This is a genomic window from Streptomyces sp. NPDC048191, assembly GCF_040652655.1.
Classification (GTDB): Bacteria; Actinomycetota; Actinomycetes; order Streptomycetales; family Streptomycetaceae; genus Streptomyces.
Genome location: NZ_JBEZMO010000029.1, coordinates 19,172 through 32,833 on the forward strand (window position 1 = coordinate 19,172; position 13,662 = coordinate 32,833).

Below are 13,662 nucleotides of genomic sequence, written 5' to 3' on the forward strand. Positions count from 1 at the left end.
CGTCGACGTCTGCCGCAAGGCCGGCGCACGTTTCTCGCTCGCGGTCGCGGTCGGGAAGGAGATCCGTGAAGCCATCACACACCTCGCCGAGGACGCCTGGACACCGATCAAGCACGCTGCCGCCCTCGGGGACGCCGAGGAGGAAACACCCGGAACCCGCCCGAGCCCCGTGATCAGAATTCACGCGCGGTGGATCGGCTGAAATGCTTACGACCTCGGGGGAAAAAGGGACTGTAATCGTTTGGCTCTGTTCTGTTCCGTAATCGGTGGTGACCTTGCGTGACTATGTGCTGAGCGGAATGCGGTGGCGGAGGAGTATCCGAAGCCTGCACGGCCCGCGCATCTGCCACATGATCCGTTTGGTGCGGGTGTTGACGCCCACGGTACGGCCGTTGCTCCAGGGCAGGGCCAGGCCCGCGTTGACGGCTGCACGGTCGAGTTCGGGGCCGTTGCAGAAGCTGTGCAGGTGGGGCAGGTCGGCGCCGCGGGCCTGGGTGATCCAGTCGGTGAGCTTGGAGTCGTTGCTGCCGTCGGGGGTCAACAGGACGGCGAAGTCACGGATGAGTGCCGCAAGTTCAGTCATCTCGGAGCAGGCCGCAGTGATCAGCCCGAGCAGATCGGTGTCCTTGGTCCGTAGGTGTTCGGGGTGCGTGAGCAGGAGCCGGGCAAGACGGCGAGGGGTGGTCACGGGCCGGTCGCCTTCGGCACGGCCCTGGTGGATGGGGGCGCCTCACGTGAGCTCGCGGCCCCGGGTCTCGGGCAGGCCGAGCAGCGCCAGTACGGCGATGGCGTACCCGACGGCGCCGAACACGAGCGCTCCGCCCACGCCGCAGCTCGCCGCGAGGAACCCCACCAGGGTCGGGAAGAACGCGCCCGCCGCGCGGCCGGTGTTGTACGTGAACCCCTGGCCCGTCGCCCTGAGCGCGGTCGGGTAGAGCTCGGCGAGGAAGGAACCGAACCCGCTGAAGATGGCCGACATGCAAAAGCCCAGCGGGAAGCCGAGGACCAGCAGCAGGTCGTTCATGCCGGGCGGGATGTGGGTGTAGGCCAGGATGGCCAGCGCCGAGAGGACCGCGAAGAGGGTGATATTGCGCTTGCGGCCCAGCCGGTCGGTGAGGTAGCCCCCGGTAAGGTAGCCGATGAACGCGCCGGAGATGAGCAGGGCCAGATAGCCTCCCGTGCCGACGACGGTCAGGCCTCGGCCGGTCTTGAGGTAGGTCGGCAGCCAGGTGGCGAGCGTGTAGTACCCGCCCTGGACACCGGTCGAGAGCAGTACGGCGCACAGTGTGATGCGCAGCAGCCCCGGCCGGAAGATCCCCGTGAAGGAGCCCCGCCCGGTGCTCTCGGCCCGGGTCCGGGCGAGGGCCGGCGCGTCGGTGACGTGCCGCCGGATGTAGATGACCAGCAGGGCGGGCAGGGCCCCGGTCCAGAACATCACCCGCCACGCGCTGTCGTCGTCGAGGAAGCCGAACACCAGCGTGTAGACGGTCACCGCCAGCGCCCAGCCGACCGCCCACGCACTCTGGACGCCGCCGAGCGTGCGCCCGCGGTGCCGGGCGCAGGCATACTCGGCGACCAGGACAGCGCCGACCGCCCACTCGCCGCCGAAGCCGATGCCCTGCAGGGCACGGAAGACCAGCAGCGCCTCGTAGCTGGGTGCGAAGCCGCACAGGACGGTGAAGAACGCGTACGTGATCACCGTGACCATGAGCGCCTTCGTCCGGCCGATCCGGTCGGCGAGGATGCCCGCGAGGACTCCTCCGACGGCCGAGACGACCAGGGTGACGGTGGTGAGGAGGCCGCTCTGGCCGCTGTTCAGCCCAAAGTGGGCGGCGATCGCCACCATGGTCAGCGGCAGCGTGAAGAAGTCGTAGGAATCCAGGGCGTAGCCGCCGAACGCTCCGGCGAAAGCGTGGCGGCCACGCGGGCCGAGCGCGCGCAGCCAGGCGAACGGGCCCGTGTCCTCGCGCCGTTCGCCATCGTCCGCGCTCACGCCGTCATGCGCCGTCATTCGCGTCTGCACCCCGTACGAAGAACCGGCCCTGTGCCCAGGACCCTACGTCGTGCCCGGCGTGATGTCCCGGGGAACCGCCGGGCGGGACGGCGCGACCGCGACCGGGCTCCTCCCGGCCGGGGGGTGCCCCTATCTCCTTCGTCAAGGGGCAGGGCGGTTGTTCTGTCGTAGTTCAGGAGGTTTGGGGGACGGGGTGTGGTTCGAAGAAGGTGCCGTCGCGGAGCATGGCGAAGAGCACGTCGACACGACGGCGGGCGAGACACATCAGGGCCTGTTTGTGACGCCTGCCCTCGGCCTTCTTCCGCTCGCAGTATGAACCGCCCCGGCGTGTCCGGAGACTCAGTGGATGTCAAGTCCGTTTCTGGTAGCGGCCTCGTCCGGGTTGGGTGAGGAAGCCTTGGCGGGTGAGGCGTCCGAGGCGGCTGCGGGTGATGTCGACGGATGCCTCGTCGGTGGACATGTCGAGGAGTTCGTGCAGCTCTCTTCGGCCCGGCTTGCTGCGCCGGCGGCCGGTCGGGTCTGCGGTTGTCGGCCGGCGTCGCGAGGCGGCCCTGGCGGGCTACGGCCCAGGCCGTGTGCCCGCAGGGCTCGTACCTCGCCCCGGCTCCGGTCACTGCTTGGGTGCGGTGGTGTGCCGGCTGAGGAAAGCGAAAGCCGCCGGATACAGCCGCGCCCAGGTGTTGTAGTTGTGGCCGCCGGTGGGCAGCACCATGGTCTGCGTCCGCACCCGGGTACCGGCGGCCGCCTTCGTGAACTGCTGCAGACAGCGCGGCGGGCTGAAGCGGTCCTGGGCGGAGGTGGCCAAAAACAGGTTCACCGGGGCGGTGGTGTGCGCCACCATGTGCGTAGGGCTGGTGCGCTTGCGTACCTGCGGGTTCGTGATCACGTCGGGGTCACCGGTGAGCGGATCGGGATCCAGCGCGGCACCGGTGCCGAAAACCTTCGGATAGGCCAGCGGGAGCCGGGCTGCGCAGAACCCCCCGGTGGAAAAGCCCATCACTGCCCAGCTCTTGGAGCCGGGAAGGGTGCGGAAGGCGTGGCCGAGCAGGTGCGGCACGTCACGCGCCAGCCAGGTGCCCACGTTGGTGCCGGCCTGGTTGGTGCAGTCGGTGTTGATGCCGCCCGGATCGATCACCGGCATGGCCAGGATGAAGGGGTGGGTGGTGCCTGCTTTCATCAGCTGCCGGAAGTCCTGGGGCATGCCTCCCTGGTCGACCCAGGATTCAGGGCTGCCCGGTACGCCGTGCAGGAGCAGGACGACCGGGAAGCGGTCATGGCGGTAGCGGGGCTGGTCGTACTGCGGAGGTGTCCACACGATGACCTGTCCGGACAGCTTGGACTGCTTGCCGCGGAAGTAGGTCTGCTGCACTCCTGTGGTGCTGTGGGTGAACTCGGCGCGGTCGGCCGCAGGCCCGGGCATGGCGGCGGTCTGGGTGTCCCTTCCCATCAGGTCGTTCCAGGAGGCGTACAGGCCGTAGTCGTTGTTGATCCGGACGGCGACCACGCAGATCGCGGTGAGCTGGCACAAAAGGATCATCACGAGCCGCACGAGCCAGCGCAGCGGGCGGGGGCCCTTCACACGCGAGCAGAACATGATGGTTGCGGCCACGCACACGATGGTGGCCGCGATCAGCAGGTGGAAAAGGGGTGTTCCCGTCAGGCTCATGGGTCGGTCCCCGGCAGATTGGTGTCGGACAGTGACAGCCGTGCACGCCGTGGGCCGCTGTACGGCCGCGGGCGGCGTAGGCGTGTGCGGCGTCACCTCACGGCTTCGCGTCGCCGCGGCCGGGGGCATTGCCGCTGTGGGTGGGTGTGCGCTGCAGTGCGATGAGTGTGTGGGTGCGTTCCTCCGCCTCCGCACTGCAGGCGAACTCCGTGCACCCCGGCCGGCTCATCAGCCTGCGGCGGCCTCACCGGGCCCGGGTGGCGGTCCTACGATCACGGTGAAGCCGACGGGAGCATCCGGCGGCCGGTACTCGACGGCGGTGTCCCCGAGCTGCTTCACGTAACGCGTGTCCATGTCTTCAGGCTGGCGGTGTGATGCGCCGCAGGAGAACGGCCGATCGCCGTAGCCGCCGGATGAGACCGCCTCCCCCGATCAGCGGGACACTGCGGCCACACTTTGCCGGCGCCGCATTCTTTTCCCGGCCGGGCAGGCGTTGGCGGCGCCCTCTGTCGCCCTCGCTTCCCTGTCGCCTCGCCATCGGCCGGCCGGCGCCTTCCGGGGACGAAAGTGGCTGCGGACCGGCCTGCCGGCCCGCGCTGCCCGGCTGCTTGACCCGCGCACGGCCCGGGGAGTGAAGACCGGGCCGGCCCCGGGCGGCACGGCCGCCGATCAGCCCGATGAGGACAACACCCCCGCTGCGACTGCCGTCGTGCCGTACCGCCCGGCCGCAATGCAGCGCGGTGACGGCGGCGGCCGGGCCGGCGCACCCTGGGGTGCGCCGGCCCGGCAAGGCGTTGGTTCATATCAGTGCGGCGGCCATCTGAGCGGCGATCAGCTGCGGGTGACTGGCCGGCAGGTGGTGCGTGGCGTGCGCTACGAGCTCCAGCCGGGCCTGGGGCAGTTCCCCGGCCAGATGGCAGGTCTGGGCCGCGGGGATGTGCACGTCCTGTGCGCCGGCCAGGATCCGCACCCGCCAACCCAGCGCCCGCACAGGAGCGAGGTCGTGCTGTTGGCCGGTGAGATCGTTCCAGAGGGCGGCGATGTCGGCCGTGCGTAGCAAGTGCAGCCCCGCCCGGTGCGGCGGCTTTGCCGGCACGTGCGAGGGGACGAACGGGCGCAGCGCCCAGCGGTTGGAGGCCGGCAACTGCCGCCGCACGATGTCCATGAGCCCGGGCGCATGGGTGCACACGGTGGCCAGCAGGTCGCGTCCTGCGGCAGCGAACAGGTGCTTGATCCCGGTTTCGGTGCGCGTGCTCGCCCCGACAGGCGGCGGCGAGATCAGAACGAGGCCGCTGATCTTGTGGGTGAGATGCGGATGCCGGGCGGTGGCCCGCATGAGGACCATGGCGCCCATGGAGTGCCCGCCCAGCACCAGGGGCCCCCTCGGCGCGACGTGGTCGATGACATAGGCCAGATCGTCGGCGAGCCGGTCTAGGGCGAGCGGTGCCGTGCCAGGGGTGGACCACCCGTGCCCGCGCTGGTCGTAGCGTACGACGCGAAGATTTTGGCCCGTCAGCAGCGGGACATGGCGGTGCCACAGCGCTGAGGTGGCAAAAAGCCCGTGAACGAGGAACACGGTGCCCTGTGCGCTGTCGGGGCCGTCGATGTATGTGGACAGCCGAGCGCCGTCCGGGAACGGCACCATCACATGCCGGGCAAGGCCGGAGGCAGGGGTGTGAAGGTCACGGGAAGCCATCAACTCTCCTGGACGAAGGACGAGGTGGTGCCGTAGTCGGCTGCCACCGGGTCTGTGTCCGGGTGGGCTCCCAACGCCGCCCGCACCCGGAGATACGCCGCGAGTCGGGCTTCGGCCAGGACGCCATCGCATTGCCGACCCCTGCCCCGGCACATTCCTTGCTCGCGCTCGACGCTATCGATGGCCACCGTGAGCGGTGCTCCCCCGACCGGCCCAGTCAGTGGAGGAAACTCCCGGTCACCCTCAAGCCCCGACGTCACTCATCAGGGCGCATGGCAGGGTGGGCGCGGACCGGGAGGCAACGGACACCCCCCGCAGAGCCGCTTTTTCGGGTTCGCAGGCTGCCCGGTCACCCGGCGGCGGTGAACCAGCGGGCGCCACCCACGAACTGCTGACCGCTCGCCGTGCGGGCAGTCACCGTTGCCTGCGTGTCCCGCATCCGGGCCTGCGCCTGTGCACGGCCCGGAATCCGCCGGCGATGAGTCTGTGCTGCCAAGGGGTGCGCCTGACAGGTCCACCGCCACACCCTCCGGTTGGGGGGCGTGATCCGGCCGGGCAGGTGACAGTGTTGACCACCATGGCAGACAGGCTTCGGCCGGGAAGGCCGCGACCCTCGCCGAAAGGCCGGCGCGGCTGAGAAGACACCCTCGACCGGCCGCCGCAGCAGTCGGACGTCGACTGCGGCAAGGTCATGAGTGCTCCCAAGGGCTCCTCCCGAGCACTGACGACCTCGACGACGAGCAGCCGAATTTCCTGGGCATGGCTGCTACCGACAGCTGCGGCGGCCCTCCCGGCCGCCTCGACACCGCGAGAGGCCCGACTGCCCAAGCGCCCCGCCGTGACCGATGTCGCACCTGAGGTGGTCGTGTCGCGGCATCGGCTCCATGGGCAGTTGAAAACCCGGGCTGCCCGCGGAGTTACAGCACGGCGTGGAAGCGCCGATGAACGTTTGCGGCGTCATCGACGCTTCCAACGGCGACCACCGCCCAGAACCTGTCCGCCCACACGCAAGATCCGTCTTCCCGCGGAAATGGGGGCCTGTCGATGAAGATTGTGAAGCGGCGCTTGGTGCGGATCACCGTCGTTGCTGTCCTTGGCACGGCCTGCCTCGCCCTGACGGGCACCGCGGTGGCGAACACCCGGGCTTCGCCGTTCGCCGTCGTCGCGCACAGGGTCACCGGACGGGGGCCGGCCTGCCCGCCCCCGTGCCCGTTTCGCACAGCGGCTCCTGCTCGCCGGCCGTCAAGCCCGCACTGAGGGGCGAGAGGGACCTGCGCGCCGTCGGCGGCAGCACAGCCACACTGCAGCGCACGACGCCCTGCGACCGTGATGTCGGTGTGTGCCGGCCTTTTGGCCGATGGCGCGGCGACCGGCCGCGGCCAAACGGGCGTGTCTCCTCCAGGTGCGCAGCGAGCAGTGGCCCACCCCGACGTGCTCGTTGATGAAGAGGCATCAGCAGGCCTTTGCAGGCGAGCGGGTGTGAAGGCGACAGAGCTGACACATGGCTTTGCCCATGGGTGGCCGGCCCGCGGCCGGTCAGGACGGCAACCCGCGTTTGTATGGTCGAGCGCCGTGAGCGGCCCGCGCTCCTGCGGCCCCGTGCAGGTACCGGCCGGCCTCAACGGGCTGCGTCCCCCCTGCCCCGGGCGGCTGACGCGAGGAGGTGTCGGCGTCGGCTGCCCGAGCGACCGGTACTTCTTCGCACGATCGACACCAACCGCCATAGGAGGACGCAGCGGTGAGTGACCACAGACAACAGCGGATCGACGCCCTCAAAGCAGCAGCCCGCCGCAGGTCGCAGGAGAAGGTGAAGGCCGCCGAGACGGCCATACGAGACCTGTGTGAGCGGGGCGAGCAGGTGACCTTCCAGGCCGTCCAGCGCCAGGCCGGTGTCTCGCTGAACTTCCTTTACAAGACCCCGGAGCTGCGGGCGCGGATTGAGCATCAGCGACGCACCTACCGTCCACCCCTCCCGCCCCCGCCCCCGGCCGAAGGCGATCGGACCAACACCGCTGCTGCGGATCCCGCCCTTGACGTCGCCCGGTTGAACAAGCGGCACCACCAGGAGGTTGCGCAGCTTCGCAAAGCGCTGGCGCAGGCCCGTGCACAGAACCTGGCCCTGCGCCGCGAACTGGAGCGCCGGCGCTCCTCACCCCGTTAGCGTGCCACCGGGCCGTCCACCGCTTCATCCCCCGATCGCCGGCCTCGGGGCCGGACGGCGTTGAGCACACTGGTGGTCCGGGGGTGAAAAGGGAAAGGAATCACCGTCATGACCACTCGGATCGTCCGCGCCTTCAAGGCCATGCTGGAAGGCTGCGACCGTTTCGGCTACTACCTGCAGGTTCCCCCTCTGGCAGGTCCGCCGCCCGGCCGGGCTGCGCATACGGCTGCCGGCGGTCAAACCCCTCACGGCCCGGCCACCGGCCGCCCGGTTTCCTGATCGGCCTCGTGCCGCGCCCGGTGCGCGGCAGGCCGCGGTAGCCGGCGCCGGACCTCTGCGGACCGTGCACCGCCCCGGCCCGTGGCCTGCATCGGGCGGTTACCGACGCCGCGCGATCGTATGCATCGCAGGCCGGGCCCGGCCTGCTCATCGAGGCAGTGCCAAGCCCGGCCGGCGTACTGCTCTTTTCGGCGCCGGTGTTCTTGCGGGACCGGCGCCTTCACCACCACTGCGGCCGGCGTCCTGGTGGCACTGTCAGCCATCTTGGCCGCGGCCGTGCTCCTGCCCGGCATCTCGAGGGCGCAGATCATGCAGATCACGGCGGCCTGCGCCGTCGCCGGGGCGCCGGCGGCGGGGTATGCGTGGTGCCGGCGCCCGAGGGGAGCACGCCCGCGACCGGCCGGCCGCAGGATCGGCATGGGCGCGCTGCGCGCCTACCCGCTGGTCTCATCAAGGTCGTGACCGTGGGCCACTGACCGCAGGGCACGGCCCCGGACGCCACGCCCGCGCGGTGCGGATGAGGATGGCCGAGCGGGGCGCCACCGCCGGCGTGCTCGTGCTGAGGACCGCATCCGCGCCGCCCGCGCCACCGGCCTGCGCAACCTTCCCCTCCACGGCGCCGCACAGAACCAGATCTGGCTGGAGATCATCCAGATCGCCCTGGACCTGCCGGCCTGGATGCCCCTGCTCGCCCTCACCGGCGCCGCCCGGCTCTGAGAGCCCCGCCGCCTGCGGCTTCGGCTGTTCTCCACCGCCGCCCAGCTCATCACCACCGGCCGCCGCCGCCACCTCCGCCTGGCCGGGCACTGGCCCTGGGCCGACGTGATCAGCGCTGCCCTGGACCGGCTCAGTGTCCTCCCGAACCCCGGCTGACCGGCACGTTCCCGTCCCTGCGAGCAGCACCACTTTGACCGGAGCCGTGGAACCCGGCGCACACCCGACGCGACAACCGGGCCGTCAGCCTGCCCAGACGCCGAAAGTCACCACCAACACTCACCACAAAGGGTCCGCCAGCAAGCTGACGGACCCTCATGAATGATCGAGGCCAGCCCGTAATGCAACGGCATTGGGCCTGGGTGCCCGGCACCACCTTGGTATCTTCACCGGCACCCTGTTCGTCCTTTCCCGGGCCGAACCCTCCTTTTATGCCATCCTCAATACCCGCACCCCGAAAAACCCCCACAATCCGCCTCATATCCATGATCGGAATTCACGTGGCGGATCCAGGAAGAATACCTATGGCGCAGCCGTCAAAAGTTCTTACACGGCAGGCCTCCTTCTGGCTTTAGCCGCCTTTTATGTCAACCTCATGCACATCTCAGGGCGACTGGCATCTTCCATCAGCACCGGGAAAAGGCCACTCGCCCACCTCCACCGTCGAACAGGAGGGACCGCTCATGTCAAGGTATCGGGCGTGGAGGCGGGCCGGAAAGAAACTAACACTGGCAACTGCCTCGTTCGCGACGGTAGCAGGGCCCAAGGAGGCAGCCTCCCCTCGCGTCGTACCGACGCAGATCCGCTCGGCCGCTTTCCGTACGAAGGAGGGATCATGCATGTCGAACAGCAGCACACGGGGGCGGTACAGACGAGCACTGGCGCTCATGGCGGCCGCGTTCGGGGTGGTGGCGCTGACGGCGACACCGTCCTCAGCAAACCCGTCCGTGTTGTGGTACGACTTCCCGTCCCCAACCTCACCGGACCAAACCGCGATCCGGGCGGCAGTAAACAATGCCTGCAACACCACGCCAGACAGGTGCATTTTCGTTGGCCAGCCGGACGGTGCGTATGTCGCTCCCACGGTGAGTGCGGCGCACCTGAGCCAGCCTCACCATCTCCCCGTGGTGGGTGGTGACTTCGGTTCCCCGATACTGACCGACTGCTCCGCCACAACAACAAGCACTCTTAGGTACCAGGCAACCGTGATGGAAGGCACCACCGACACCGTCGGTGGGGGGGTGAAAGTGGGGCTCACCCTCTTCAAAAAACTCGAGATCGGCGCTGACGCGAAGGCCGAATACCAGTTGCTGCACCAGACTACGGCATCGGTCACCGCCGACCTGCCGGTGCCGCCCGCATACACAGGAGAGATCTTGCGCTCCCAGGTCGTCCGGACCGTCACCGGCTGGCTGTGGTACACGGGTGACAGCGGCACCAGCTACAGGATCCACGAGCGGTACGAAATGCCCGTCCCCGAAGGCACCGACGGCGTGCACAGCCAGCTCCTGCCCACCACCACCCGCTTGACGTCCCGCGCTCAGCTCACCAGCCTGTGCCCCAACTGGACCTTCCCGTGGCAGAGCATCGCCGACGGCACCACCCTCAAGGCGGGCTGGTCGGTGCAGGCAAACCTCACCCGCCTGGTCATGCAGAGCGACGGGAACCTGGTGATGTACCGCCTGCGTGACGGCCAGGCCATCTGGTCCACCCACACATCCGGCCACCCGGGCGCGTACGCCGTGATGCAGAAGGACGGCAACTTCGTCATCTACGACGCGAACAACAGTTTCCTGTGGAACAGCAACACCGCTTGGAGCCAGGACAGCCCCGGCGCCTGGGCGGTAATGCAGGACGACGGCAACTTCGTCATCTACAAGCTCGCCGGGGGTCCCGGCAGGGGCGGGGCCCTGTGGGCCACCAACACCACCGCGGCAGCGAAGTGACGACTTCTTGCACCTGACTCCGCCCGGTACCGGGCGGAGTCACCCGGCCGCACGGGCCCGCTACCTTTCGCCCCTCGTTGTGAGGGCGAAGGTGGCGGACTCCCGCCGTCGACGGCAGCACGCCCCGGCACCCCACAGCGCGCACCACCCCGCTGGTCACCCAGCACGACCGCCACCGGCCCAGTGCCCCCACGAAGGCCCCCAGGTGGCCTCCGATCCGACGGTCTCCCGGGTCGAAACGCTTGCTGCCGGCGGGAAGCGGGTGCTGGCGGCGCTCCGCACCGCCCGTGCCGAAGTACGTGAGCATGTTTGGCAGTTGGCCGGTGAGACAGCACCGGACGCCGACGGACAGGTCACCGTGGACATCGACGGCGTCCTCGTCCTGGCGCACTCCGAGAAGCAGGACGCCGCCGCGACCTGGAAGAAGACCTTCGGCCACCACCCGCTGATGGGGTTCGTCGACCACGGCCGCGGCGTGTCCGGCGAGCCGGTCGTGGGGCTGCTGCGGCCGGGGAACGCAGGCTCCAACACCGCGAGTGATCACATCGAGGCCGCCCGGCCGGCGCTCGCACAGCTGCCCAAACGCTACCGGCGCGGACGGCAGACGCTGATCCGCTGCGACTCCGGCGGCGGCACCCATGAGTTTGTGGCCTGGCTCGCCCAGCGCGGGCGGTGGCTGTCGTACTCGGTCTAGATGACCAGCACCGACGCCATCCACCAGGCCGTCTTGAAGATCCCGGCGTCGGCCAGGACCCCGGCCGTCGAGCCGGACGGCGAGATCCGCGACGGCACCTGGGTCGCCGAGATCGACGCCGGCAGCGACTGCCTGACCGGCTGGCCGAAGGGCATACGGCTGATCGTCCGCAAGGAACGCCCGCACCCGGGCGCCCAGTTGCGCTTCACCGACGCCGACGGAATACGGCGACCTGTTTCGCCACGAACACCAAGAACATCCCGATCGCCGAACTGGAGCTGCGCCACCGCCAGCGCGCCCGCGCCGAGGACCGCATCCGCGCCGCGCGGGCCACCGGCCTGCGTAACCTGCCCCTGCACAAGGCCGCGCAGAACCAGATCTGGCTGGAGATCGTCCAGATCGCGCTGGACCTGCTGGCCTGGATGCCGATGCTCGCTCTCACCGGGGCCGCCCGGCTGTGGGAGCCCCGCCGCCTGCGCCTGCGGCTGTTCTCCGCCGCAGCCCAGCTCATCACCACCGGACGCCGCCGCAGCCTCCGCCTCGCAAACCACTGGCCCTGGACCGGCATCGTCACAGACGCCCTCGACCGGCTCGAAGCTCTGCCGAACCCCGGCTGACCAGCAGCACTGCGTCCCTACGAGCGGCACCACCACGACCGGAGCCGTGGAACCCGGCGCCCACCCGGCGCGACAGCCGGGCCACCCGCCTGCCCGCAAGCAGAAATCTCCCCTCCGAACCAGCAGAAAGGGTCCGTCAGCAAGCTGACGGACCCTCATGTAAGATCGAGGCTAGAATCTGACGAATTCGCCGAAACTGGCACCCGCCATCAGCCGGGCAAGCTCCTCGCACACGTAGAATCGCTCGCCTGTCAGAAGCTGTCCTTCCCTGGTGAGAACGACCATGATGCGATACACCTGCTTGTTGTGTGGCGTTTTCAGTCGCAGGTCGTATTCCAGGCAGGCGCTGTGTGAATCCCAGCACTCACTTACGGGCGCATGTGATTCAATCAGCGGGAAGAAACTGTTGAAGTGCTCTCGATAGAATCGCTCTACCTTTTCTCTGCCTTCGAGTCTCAAGCGGGCCGGGTGGAACTCGTAGACAGGATTCTCGACCAGCGTGTTCATTGTGCCCTGCAGATCGGTGTTCGTCTCGCAGGTCGAATGGGTCATCATGAGCTCACGCATTTTGTCTGCCGACATCTGAACCGGCCTTCCCTGCGTCGGATTTATGAATCGTTTGTCCTGCTGAAGATACCTTGCCCTCAGCAGGGGAAGGGCGGGCAGCGGCACGTGGGGGCCTGGCCGGGTGCTCGGGTCTGCTTCGGTCCATGCTCGGTTATTTCGGCGCCGGGAAGAGGGATTCCTGGGTCGTCTGGAAACGGTAGGACTCGGTGCCGGTCTGGATCGGCGTGCAGCGGAACGTGACCTTGTCGGCGATGGCCGCGCAGAGTCGGGCGTCGCCGAAAGCCTTGTCCCACTCGGTGAACGGGGAGTTCGTCGCGACTGCGGTGGTCTTGCGTTCCTCGCGCTCGGTGAGGATCTGAAACAGCAGCTTCGCTTCCTTGCGGTCCAGGTGGAGATAGCCGAACTCGTCCAGACAAAGAAGATCGACTCTGCTGTGGCGGGCGATGGCGGAGGACAGCTTGCGGCTCGCGTCGGCTCGGCGAGCTCTTTTCACCAGCGCCGAGGTGGTGGTGCAGCGGAACCGACGGGCCGGCCTCGGCGATCGCGGTGCCGATCCCGATGAGGAGGTGGGACTTACGGTGGCGCTGTCATCGATCAGGACCAGCGGGCGGCCTTCACGGACCCAGGCCGGGGACTTGAGGTCCGCGGCGACCTCGGGAGTGACGGTCGGTTTTTTGGCGAAGTCGAAGTCCTCCAGCCGCTTCGGACGGGGGAAGCGGGCCAGGCGCAGCAGGCGCTGCCGGCGGCGGACGTCGCGGTCGGCGAGCTCGACCTGTAGCAGCTCGGGTAGGAACTGTTTGTAGGTGGTCTGCTCGCGCCGGGCGGGGGTGGAGAGCTCGATGAACCGCTCGCGGAACGCGGGCAGCTTCAGGTCCCGGCATGCCTCGTCGATGAGCATGTCCTCCGGATCGCCCGGCAGGGCCACCCGGCGCGGCACAACCCGCTCGGTGTCCAGGCCGTCGTCGGCGTCGGTGACGGTGATCGTGGGGCTCATGCTCCGTGGCCTTTCCGGGTCTTGCTGGTCGTGACCGGGGTCAGGAGCCGGTCGTACTTGCTCATGTCCGGAAGCGTCGTGCGCTGGTCGGGAGGCAGGCGGCGCGCGTGCAGGGAGATCACCTGGGCTCCGGGCCGGCCCCCGGTGACATCGCCCTGGGCCGCCAGGCTGCCGACCGGGTCAGTGAGGAGCTCGGCGTCCTCTGTGTCGGTGCCCTCCATCGCCTTGTGGGCGATCGCGATCATGTCGGTTAAGACCGGGCCGATCCGCCAACACGTGGTCATCGCCGCGGTCAGCGCGTCGGCGGGCAGCTG

At 69.0% G+C, this 13,662-nt stretch carries 10 protein-coding genes and 4 pseudogenes; 5 read left to right on the forward strand and 9 right to left on the reverse strand.

Annotated features, from left to right (window positions below; genetic code table 11):
- Positions 1 to 283 precede the first annotated feature (283 nt).
- The 6 genes and pseudogenes from AB0D93_RS32970 to AB0D93_RS32995 all read right to left on the reverse strand — a co-directional run.
- A pseudogene (locus AB0D93_RS32970) lies at positions 284 to 715 on the reverse strand (ISL3 family transposase); the annotation flags it as partial.
- A gap of 15 nt (positions 716 to 730) precedes the next feature.
- Positions 731 to 1,993, reverse strand: coding sequence for an MFS transporter (locus tag AB0D93_RS32975; RefSeq protein ID WP_362127431.1), 1,263 nt, complete (start codon positions 1,991 to 1,993; stop codon positions 731 to 733).
- 193 nt (positions 1,994 to 2,186) lie between these two features.
- Positions 2,187 to 2,330 (reverse strand): annotated as a pseudogene (locus tag AB0D93_RS32980) (IS110 family transposase); the annotation flags it as partial.
- Positions 2,331 to 2,624: 294 nt separating this feature from the next.
- Positions 2,625 to 3,680 carry an alpha/beta hydrolase-fold protein gene (locus tag AB0D93_RS32985; protein ID WP_362127434.1) on the reverse strand — a complete coding sequence of 352 codons (1,056 nt, stop codon included), beginning with the start codon at positions 3,678 to 3,680 and terminating at the stop codon, positions 2,625 to 2,627.
- Between the two features lie 228 nt (positions 3,681 to 3,908).
- Positions 3,909 to 4,034: a hypothetical protein gene (locus tag AB0D93_RS32990; protein ID WP_362127437.1), complete on the reverse strand. Its 126-nt coding sequence runs from the start codon at positions 4,032 to 4,034 to the stop codon at positions 3,909 to 3,911.
- Between the two features lie 445 nt (positions 4,035 to 4,479).
- Positions 4,480 to 5,376 carry an alpha/beta fold hydrolase gene (locus AB0D93_RS32995; RefSeq protein WP_362127440.1) on the reverse strand — a complete coding sequence of 299 codons (897 nt, stop codon included), beginning with the start codon at positions 5,374 to 5,376 and terminating at the stop codon, positions 4,480 to 4,482.
- 1,738 nt (positions 5,377 to 7,114) lie between these two features.
- Here AB0D93_RS32995 and AB0D93_RS33000 point away from each other — a divergent pair.
- From AB0D93_RS33000 to AB0D93_RS33020, 5 genes and pseudogenes are all read left to right on the forward strand, one after another.
- Positions 7,115 to 7,537 (forward strand): DUF6262 family protein, encoded by a 423-nt coding sequence (locus AB0D93_RS33000; RefSeq protein ID WP_362127442.1) that lies wholly within the window; start codon positions 7,115 to 7,117, stop codon positions 7,535 to 7,537.
- Positions 7,538 to 7,645: 108 nt separating this feature from the next.
- The gene (locus AB0D93_RS33005; RefSeq protein WP_362127445.1) at positions 7,646 to 7,816 is read left to right on the forward strand and encodes a hypothetical protein; all 171 of its coding nucleotides are present in this window, start codon (positions 7,646 to 7,648) and stop codon (positions 7,814 to 7,816) included.
- A gap of 537 nt (positions 7,817 to 8,353) precedes the next feature.
- Positions 8,354 to 8,689: pseudogene (locus AB0D93_RS33010) on the forward strand (transposase); the annotation flags it as partial.
- Between the two features lie 680 nt (positions 8,690 to 9,369).
- Positions 9,370 to 10,476 carry a hypothetical protein gene (locus tag AB0D93_RS33015; protein WP_362127448.1) on the forward strand — a complete coding sequence of 369 codons (1,107 nt, stop codon included), beginning with the start codon at positions 9,370 to 9,372 and terminating at the stop codon, positions 10,474 to 10,476.
- 196 nt (positions 10,477 to 10,672) lie between these two features.
- Positions 10,673 to 11,787 (forward strand): annotated as a pseudogene (locus tag AB0D93_RS33020) (IS1380 family transposase); the annotation flags it as partial.
- Between the two features lie 171 nt (positions 11,788 to 11,958).
- Here the strand turns inward: AB0D93_RS33020 and AB0D93_RS33025 are convergent.
- From AB0D93_RS33025 to AB0D93_RS33035, 3 genes are all read right to left on the reverse strand, one after another.
- Positions 11,959 to 12,369: a hypothetical protein gene (locus AB0D93_RS33025; protein ID WP_362127450.1), complete on the reverse strand. Its 411-nt coding sequence runs from the start codon at positions 12,367 to 12,369 to the stop codon at positions 11,959 to 11,961.
- Positions 12,370 to 12,505: 136 nt separating this feature from the next.
- Positions 12,506 to 13,348: an ATP-binding protein gene (locus AB0D93_RS33030; RefSeq protein WP_362127453.1), complete on the reverse strand. Its 843-nt coding sequence runs from the start codon at positions 13,346 to 13,348 to the stop codon at positions 12,506 to 12,508.
- Entirely contained in the window at positions 13,345 to 13,593 is a 249-nt protein-coding gene (locus tag AB0D93_RS33035) for a hypothetical protein (protein ID WP_362127456.1), read from the reverse strand. The genes AB0D93_RS33030 and AB0D93_RS33035 overlap by 4 nt, the downstream gene beginning before the upstream one ends.
- Between the last annotated feature and the right edge of the window lie 69 nt (positions 13,594 to 13,662).

What these genes read in the sequence shown, in the direction of transcription:
- AB0D93_RS33030 (WP_362127453.1), bottom strand. Translation starts at nt 13,348, where the DNA reads ATGAGCCCCACGATCACCGTCACCGACGCCGACGACGGCCTGGACACC.
- AB0D93_RS32990 (WP_362127437.1), bottom strand. Translation starts at nt 4,034, where the DNA reads ATGGACACGCGTTACGTGAAGCAGCTCGGGGACACCGCCGTCGAGTAC.
- AB0D93_RS33035 (WP_362127456.1), bottom strand. Translation starts at nt 13,593, where the DNA reads ATGATCGCGATCGCCCACAAGGCGATGGAGGGCACCGACACAGAGGAC.
- AB0D93_RS32985 (WP_362127434.1), bottom strand. Translation starts at nt 3,680, where the DNA reads ATGAGCCTGACGGGAACACCCCTTTTCCACCTGCTGATCGCGGCCACC.
- AB0D93_RS33025 (WP_362127450.1), bottom strand. Translation starts at nt 12,369, where the DNA reads ATGTCGGCAGACAAAATGCGTGAGCTCATGATGACCCATTCGACCTGC.
- AB0D93_RS33005 (WP_362127445.1), top strand. Translation starts at nt 7,646, where the DNA reads ATGACCACTCGGATCGTCCGCGCCTTCAAGGCCATGCTGGAAGGCTGC.
- AB0D93_RS33015 (WP_362127448.1), top strand. Translation starts at nt 9,370, where the DNA reads ATGTCGAACAGCAGCACACGGGGGCGGTACAGACGAGCACTGGCGCTC.
- AB0D93_RS32995 (WP_362127440.1), bottom strand. Translation starts at nt 5,376, where the DNA reads ATGGCTTCCCGTGACCTTCACACCCCTGCCTCCGGCCTTGCCCGGCAT.